Annotated in this window: 6 protein-coding genes and 2 pseudogenes; all 8 read right to left on the bottom strand. The window is 71.3% G+C overall.

The window, feature by feature from the left end; genetic code table 11:
* A pseudogene (locus KS423_RS36345) lies at window positions 1-228 on the bottom strand (hypothetical protein); the annotation flags it as partial.
* A complete protein-coding gene (locus tag KS423_RS36340; protein ID WP_224284012.1) occupies window positions 221-766 on the bottom strand; it encodes a SigE family RNA polymerase sigma factor in 546 nt (181 codons plus the stop codon). The pseudogene KS423_RS36345 and the gene KS423_RS36340, both read right to left, overlap by 8 nt.
* Window positions 767-1,067: 301 nt before the next feature.
* Window positions 1,068-2,135 carry an aspartate-semialdehyde dehydrogenase gene (locus tag KS423_RS36335; RefSeq protein ID WP_224284011.1) on the bottom strand — a complete coding sequence of 356 codons (1,068 nt, stop codon included), beginning with the start codon at window positions 2,133-2,135 and terminating at the stop codon, window positions 1,068-1,070.
* Window positions 2,136-2,163: 28 nt separating this feature from the next.
* Window positions 2,164-3,444 carry an aspartate kinase gene (locus tag KS423_RS36330; RefSeq protein WP_224284010.1) on the bottom strand — a complete coding sequence of 427 codons (1,281 nt, stop codon included), beginning with the start codon at window positions 3,442-3,444 and terminating at the stop codon, window positions 2,164-2,166.
* 355 nt (window positions 3,445-3,799) lie between these two features.
* Entirely contained in the window at window positions 3,800-4,513 is a 714-nt protein-coding gene (locus KS423_RS36325; protein WP_224284009.1) for a DUF5063 domain-containing protein, read from the bottom strand.
* A complete protein-coding gene (recR, locus tag KS423_RS36320) occupies window positions 4,506-5,105 on the bottom strand; it encodes a recombination mediator RecR (RefSeq protein WP_224284008.1) in 600 nt (199 codons plus the stop codon). The genes KS423_RS36325 and recR overlap by 8 nt, the downstream gene beginning before the upstream one ends.
* A 200-nt stretch (window positions 5,106-5,305) precedes the next feature.
* Window positions 5,306-5,644, bottom strand: coding sequence for a YbaB/EbfC family nucleoid-associated protein (locus tag KS423_RS36315; RefSeq protein WP_224284007.1), 339 nt, complete (start codon window positions 5,642-5,644; stop codon window positions 5,306-5,308).
* 141 nt (window positions 5,645-5,785) lie between these two features.
* Window positions 5,786-6,025: pseudogene (locus tag KS423_RS36310) on the bottom strand (DNA polymerase III subunit gamma and tau); the annotation flags it as partial.

The raw sequence follows: 6,025 nt of genomic DNA, 5'->3' as shown, positions 1-6,025 counted from the left end.
GGCCCGGCGGCGGGGCACGGCCCGCCGGATCCGCGGCAGCCCGCCGGCTGCGGGCTGGATGCCGGAGACGGCGCCGTGCAGCAGCTCGCGCACCGCCCGTTCCTCGGCGGACAGGTCCAGGAGCTCCGGGGCCCCACCGTCGGGCCCGTCCGTACCGGGCTCCCCGGGCGGGTTCGTTCCGGAAGCCCCGTGCACGGGTCGCCGTCGACTGCCGTCCGTCTCAGCCATGTCCGGCCTCCATCTGGACGCGGAGGGCGGCGAGTCCGCGCGAGCCGTAGGCCTTCACCGAGCCGAGCGAGATGCCCAGGGTCTCGGCGACCTGCGCCTCCGTCATGTCCACGAAGTAACGCAGCACCAGAACCTCCCGCTGACGGCGTTGCAGAGAACGCAGCGCGGCCTTCAACTGGTCGCGCTCCAGGGCATCGTAGGCACCTTCTTCTGCACTGGCCATGTCAGGCATCGGCTTCGGCAGCAGTCGCAGCCCGAGGATGCGGCGGCGCAGGGTGGAACGGGACAGGTTGACGACCGTCTGTCGCAGGTAGGCCAGGGTCTTCTCGGGCTCACGCACCCGGCGCCGGGCGGCGTGCACCCGGATGAACGCCTCCTGGACGACGTCCTCGCAGGTCGAGAGGTCGTCGAGGAGCAGCGCTGCGAGCCGCAGCAGCGAGCGGTAGTGCGCCTGGTAGGTCTCGGTGAGCAGGTCCTCGCTGGTACCCGCGTCGGTACCGGCGCCGGAGTCCGCCGCACCCGGTGCGGCCGCCGTCATCTGGTCTTCTTCCGGCCTACTCGCAGGCCACGGGGCGCGTGACGGGAAGGACACCGCGGCTCTCGCCGGGATGCCCGCCCTTGCCCCCACCATCACGTTCGCCACGCCCGTTGGACACTCGATCCCCTGTCATGGTTGCCCGGCCCGGGGCCCATTCTTCCGCATCGGCGGAAGAGGCCTCCAGAGGATTCCCACGGGATTCCGGACAGATTGTGTCGAGGAGCGGACACAGGTATGGACACAGCTGTGGACACAAGCGGGCACATCGGCACGCGCGAGGGCCCGGTGGCACCCGGCGGCCCTACTCCGCCGGCTCGCCCGCCGTCAGCTCCGCGGCCACCAGCTCGGCGAGCTGCACCAGGTTGAGCGCCGCCCCCTTGCGCAGGTTGTCCCCGCACAGGAAGAGGTCCAGCGCGTCCGGCTCGTCCAGCGCCCGCCGGACCCGCCCGACCCAGACCGGGTCCGTCCCGACCACGTCGTTCGGCGTGGGGAACTCGCCCGCCGCCGGGTCGTCGTAGAGGACCACGCCGGGCGCGTCCCGCAGGATCTCCTGCGCGTGCTCCTGGGTGACCTCGCGTTCGAACCGCGCGTGCACGGCCAGCGCGTGGGTGCGGACCACCGGGATGTGGACGCAGGTCGCCGAGACCTTCAGACCGGGCAGGCCGAGGACCCTGCGGGACTCGTCACGGATGCCCATCTCCTCGGCGGACCAGCCGCCCTCGCGCAGCCCGCCGGTCCAGGGCACCGCGTTGAGCGCGAGCGGGGCGGCGAACGGCCCCTGATCGACGATCAGTGCGCGCAGGTCACCGGTCTGCCGGCCGACCGTGGTGCCCGCCACCAGCCCGGTCTGCGCGCGCAGCGCCGCCTCGCCGTCGCGGCCCTCGCCGTCGGCGGCCTGGTAGGAGGCGACCACGAGCTGCGCCAGCCCGTACTCGGCGTGCAGCGCCCCGACCGCGGCGATCATCGCGAGGGTGGTGCCGGCCGGACTGGCGACGATGCCGCGCGGGCGGATCCGCAGCGCGGCCGCGTTGACCTCCGGGACGACCAGCGGCACGTCCCCGGCGGTGCGGAAGGCGGCCGAGTCGTCGATCACCACGACGCCCTTGACCGCCGCGATCGGCGCCCACTGGGCGGAGACCGGGTCGGGGACGGCGAACACCGCCACGTCGATCCCGGCGAAGGCCTCCTCGGCCAGCGGGACGACCTCGACGGTCTCCCCGCGCACCACCGCCTTGCGGCCGGCCGAGCGTGGGGAGGCGACGAGCCGGATCTCGCCCCAGACGTCCCGGCGGAGGGAGAGCAGCCCGAGCAGCACCTCGCCGACCGCACCGGTGGCGCCGACGACGGCGAGGTTCGGACGCCGGGTCATCGCCCGGCGTCCCGGCCCGCGGCCCGGGTCATCGCCCGGTGCCGCCGTAGACGACGGCCTCGTCGCTCTCGCTGTCCAGGCCGAAGGCGCTGTGCACGGCGCGGACGGCCTCCGGCACGTCCTCGGCGCGGGTGACCACGGAGATGCGGATCTCCGAGGTGGAGATCAGCTCGATGTTGACGCCCGCGGCGGACAGCGCCTCGAAGAAGGTCGCGGTGACGCCGGGGTTGGAGCGCATGCCGGCGCCGACCAGCGAGATCTTGCCGATCGCGTCGTCGTAGCGCAGCGACTCGTAGCCGATGCCCTCCTTGACCCGCCCCAGCGCGTCGATGGCCTTCTGGCCCTCGGTCTTGGGCAGGGTGAAGGAGATGTCGGTCAGGCCGGTCGACGCGGCGGAGACGTTCTGCACCACCATGTCGATGTTGACCTCGGCGTCGGCGATGGCGCGGAAGATGCGCGCCGCCTCGCCCGGCTTGTCGGGCACGCCGACGACGGTGACCTTGGCCTCGGAGGTGTCGTGGGCGACTCCGGAGATGATGGCCTGCTCCATCTCGCCCCCTTCGGGCTGGTTCGGGTTGTCGTTGCTGACGATCGTCCCGGGAAGACCCGAGAAGGACGAGCGTACGTGAATCGGGATGTTGTAGCGACGGGCGTACTCAACACACCGATCGAGCAACACCTTGGAACCCGACGAGGCCAGCTCCAGCATGTCCTCGTAGGCGATCCAGTCGATCTTGCGGGCCTTCTTCACCACGCGCGGGTCGGCGGTGAACACGCCGTCCACGTCGGTGTAGATCTCGCAGACCTCGGCCTTGAGCGCGGCGGCGAGCGCCACGGCGGTGGTGTCCGAGCCGCCCCGGCCCAGCGTGGTGATGTCCTTGCTGGTCTGGGAGACGCCCTGGAAGCCGGCCACGATCGCGATGTTGCCCTGGTCCAGGGCGGTGCGGATGCGGCCGGGCGTCACGTCGATGATGCGCGCCTTGTTGTGGACGGAGTCGGTGATGACACCGGCCTGGCTGCCCGTGAAGGACTGCGCCTCGTGGCCCAGGGACTTGATCGCCATGGCCAGCAGGGCCATGGAGATGCGCTCTCCAGCGGTCAGCAGCATGTCGAACTCACGGCCGGCAGGCAGCGGTGACACCTGCTCCGCGAGTTCGATGAGCTCGTCCGTCGTGTCGCCCATCGCGGACACCACGACGACGACCTCATGGCCGGCCTTCTTGGCATCAACGATTCGGCGGGCCACGCGCTTGATGCCTTCGGCATCCGCAACGGATGAGCCGCCGTACTTCTGCACGACAAGGCCCACGTGCGCTCCTCGACTCGAAGTCTTTTCCGGGGGCTACGGGCCCCCGTACCCCCCGGGGGAGAGGGGGGTGCGGTCGTCGTCAGTCTACCGAGCAGGGGTGCCCCGACCGGCTCTTTCCATATGGTGAGACGGTAGTTTCAGCACGTGAGCGGCAGTGCGAGTGGCTCCGCCGTCAGGTCTGCGGGCGATTCGGCACGGCTCCGAAGAATCGCCGGATCGGGCGACGGCCATCCGGCCGGATTTCTTTTCCGGCCGGGCCGCTGAGGCATTCGTCACAATCCGGAGGCGCTATCGCGGAATACCGTCCACCGCCCACCGACCACGTGTCTGGTACCTGGTACCTGGTACCAGGCGCCTATCGCCCGAGACCGAGCTCGGCCACCATCAGGTCGCCCGCCTGCTGCTCCAGCTGCTCGTCGGTGAGCCCGTCGTCGTCGGTGTCCGCGCCGTCCGGCACCGCGCCGATCGGACTGTCCAGCCGGACGTGGGCGATCAGCGACTGCAGGGCCCGCAGCACCGCCGTGCAGGTCGTGCCCCAGTTGGAGAGGTACGAGAACTGCCACCACCAGAGCGCCTCGCTGACCCGGCCCTCGCGGTAGTGGGTCAGGCCGTGCTGGAGTTCGCTGACCACGCCGGCCAGGTCGTCCGAGATCCGGAAGGCGTTGGGCTTCTCCGGCGGGCCGTACGGGTCGAAGACCTCGTGGTACACGTCGATCGGCGCGAGCAGCTCGGCGAGGCGCTCGCGCAGCTGCTCGCCGTCCGGCTCGGGACCGGCATCGGGCTCGAAGCGGTCCTCCGGGACGACGTCCTCGATCGCACCCAGTCGGCCGCCGGCCAGCAGCAGCTGCGAGACCTCCAGGAGCAGCAGCGAGACCGCGCTGCCGGGCTCGTCGCCCTTGGCGACCTCGGTGACGGCGAGCACGAAGCTCTCCACCGAGTCGGCGATCTGCACGGCGAAGTCGTCCGGTTCCGAGCCGTGGCCGTGGGTGTGCGGGGCGTGCGCCCCCGGTTCCCCGTGGGACTGCTGGTGGGGGGTGTGGGGCTGCTTGTTGATCGTCCGGTCAGACATCGAGCAGTCGTCTCCCTTCGAAGGCGCGGCCGAGGGTGACCTCGTCCGCGTACTCCAGATCCCCGCCGACGGGCAGGCCGCTCGCCAGACGGGTCACCTTCAGGCCCATCGGCTTGCAGAGCCGGGCCAGATAGGTGGCGGTCGCCTCCCCCTCCAGGTTGGGGTCGGTGGCCAGGATCAGCTCGGTGACCGTGCCGTCCGCGAGGCGCGACAGCAGCTCGCGGATGCGCAGGTCGTCCGGGCCGACGCCCTCGATGGGGCTGATCGCGCCGCCCAGCACGTGGTAGCGGCCGCGGAACTCACGGGTGCGCTCGATGGCGACGACGTCCTTGGACTCCTCGACCACGCAGATGACGCCGAGGTCGCGGCGCGGGTCCAGGCAGACCCGGCACTGCTCGGCCTCCGCGACGTTGCCGCAGACCACGCAGAAGCGGACCTTGTCCTTGACCTCCAGCAGCGCGTGCGCCAGCCGGCGCACATCGGTCGGGTCGGCCTGCAACACGTGGAAGGCGATCCGCTGGGCGCTCTTGGGCCCGACGCCGGGCAGCCTGCCCAGTTCGTCGATCAGGTCCTGAACCACGCCCTCGTACAACGTCGCGCCTTCCCTCGGATGGTCGGTGGTACCGGATGGCCGGTGGTGCCGGATGGCCGGTGGTGCCGGGTGCCGGTGGTGCTCCGGTGCCATCATCCAACGAATCGGGCGTCGGACACAGCGCCCGACGCCCGACTCCCACATAAATCACATGGGTCCGTCGTCTGAACGTCAGACCTTCTGAACTTGAGAACCCGCCGTCAGAAGGGCAGGCCGGGGATGCCGCCGCCCAAGCCCTGGGTCAGCGGGCCCATGCGCTCGGCCTGCATCTTCTGCGCGGTCTGGTTGGCGTCCCGGACGGCCGCCAGGATCAGGTCGGCCAGGGTCTCGGTGTCCTCCGGGTCCACGGCCGCCGGGGCGATGGTCAGCGCCACCAGCTCACCGGCACCGGTCACCGTCGCCTCGACCAGACCGCCGCCCGCCGTACCGTTCACCTTCGTCTCGGCCAGCTCCTGCTGGGCCTTCGCGAAATCCTGCTGCATCTTCTGCGCCTGCTTCAGCAGCTGCTGCATGTTGGGCTGGCCACCACCGGGGAACACGGCTCTCTCCTTGCTGTCACGGCTGTCTTGCGGTGCTTCGTTCGTCACCGCCGAGCCTACGTGCTGCCCGCTGCTCCGGGCCCCGATCGGGGCCCGGTTCAGGGTCGACTCAGGGGCCCGACAGCCCCCGGGGGGCGCGGGTCAGGAACCCTGGTGGTGGATCTCCTCCAGCACCGTCGCACCCAGCTCGCGGATGATCAGCTCCTGGCCGGAGAACACGTCCTCCTTGAGGTCCGGGTCGTCCGCCTCCGGAATGTCGTCCTCCGGGGCCACCGACTGCGCCGGACGGGCCGGCGCCGCCACGGGCTGCGGGGCCTGCACCGGCGCGGGTTGCACGGACGCGGACTGCACGGGCGAGGCCTGGACGGGCGCCGGCGCGGC

Origin of the sequence: Streptomyces sp. LS1784 (assembly GCF_020103755.1) — a bacterium.
Taxonomy (GTDB): Bacteria; Actinomycetota; Actinomycetes; order Streptomycetales; family Streptomycetaceae; genus Kitasatospora.
Note: the sequence above shows the minus strand (reverse complement) of the source record. Positions and strands in the feature narration are given on the sequence as shown.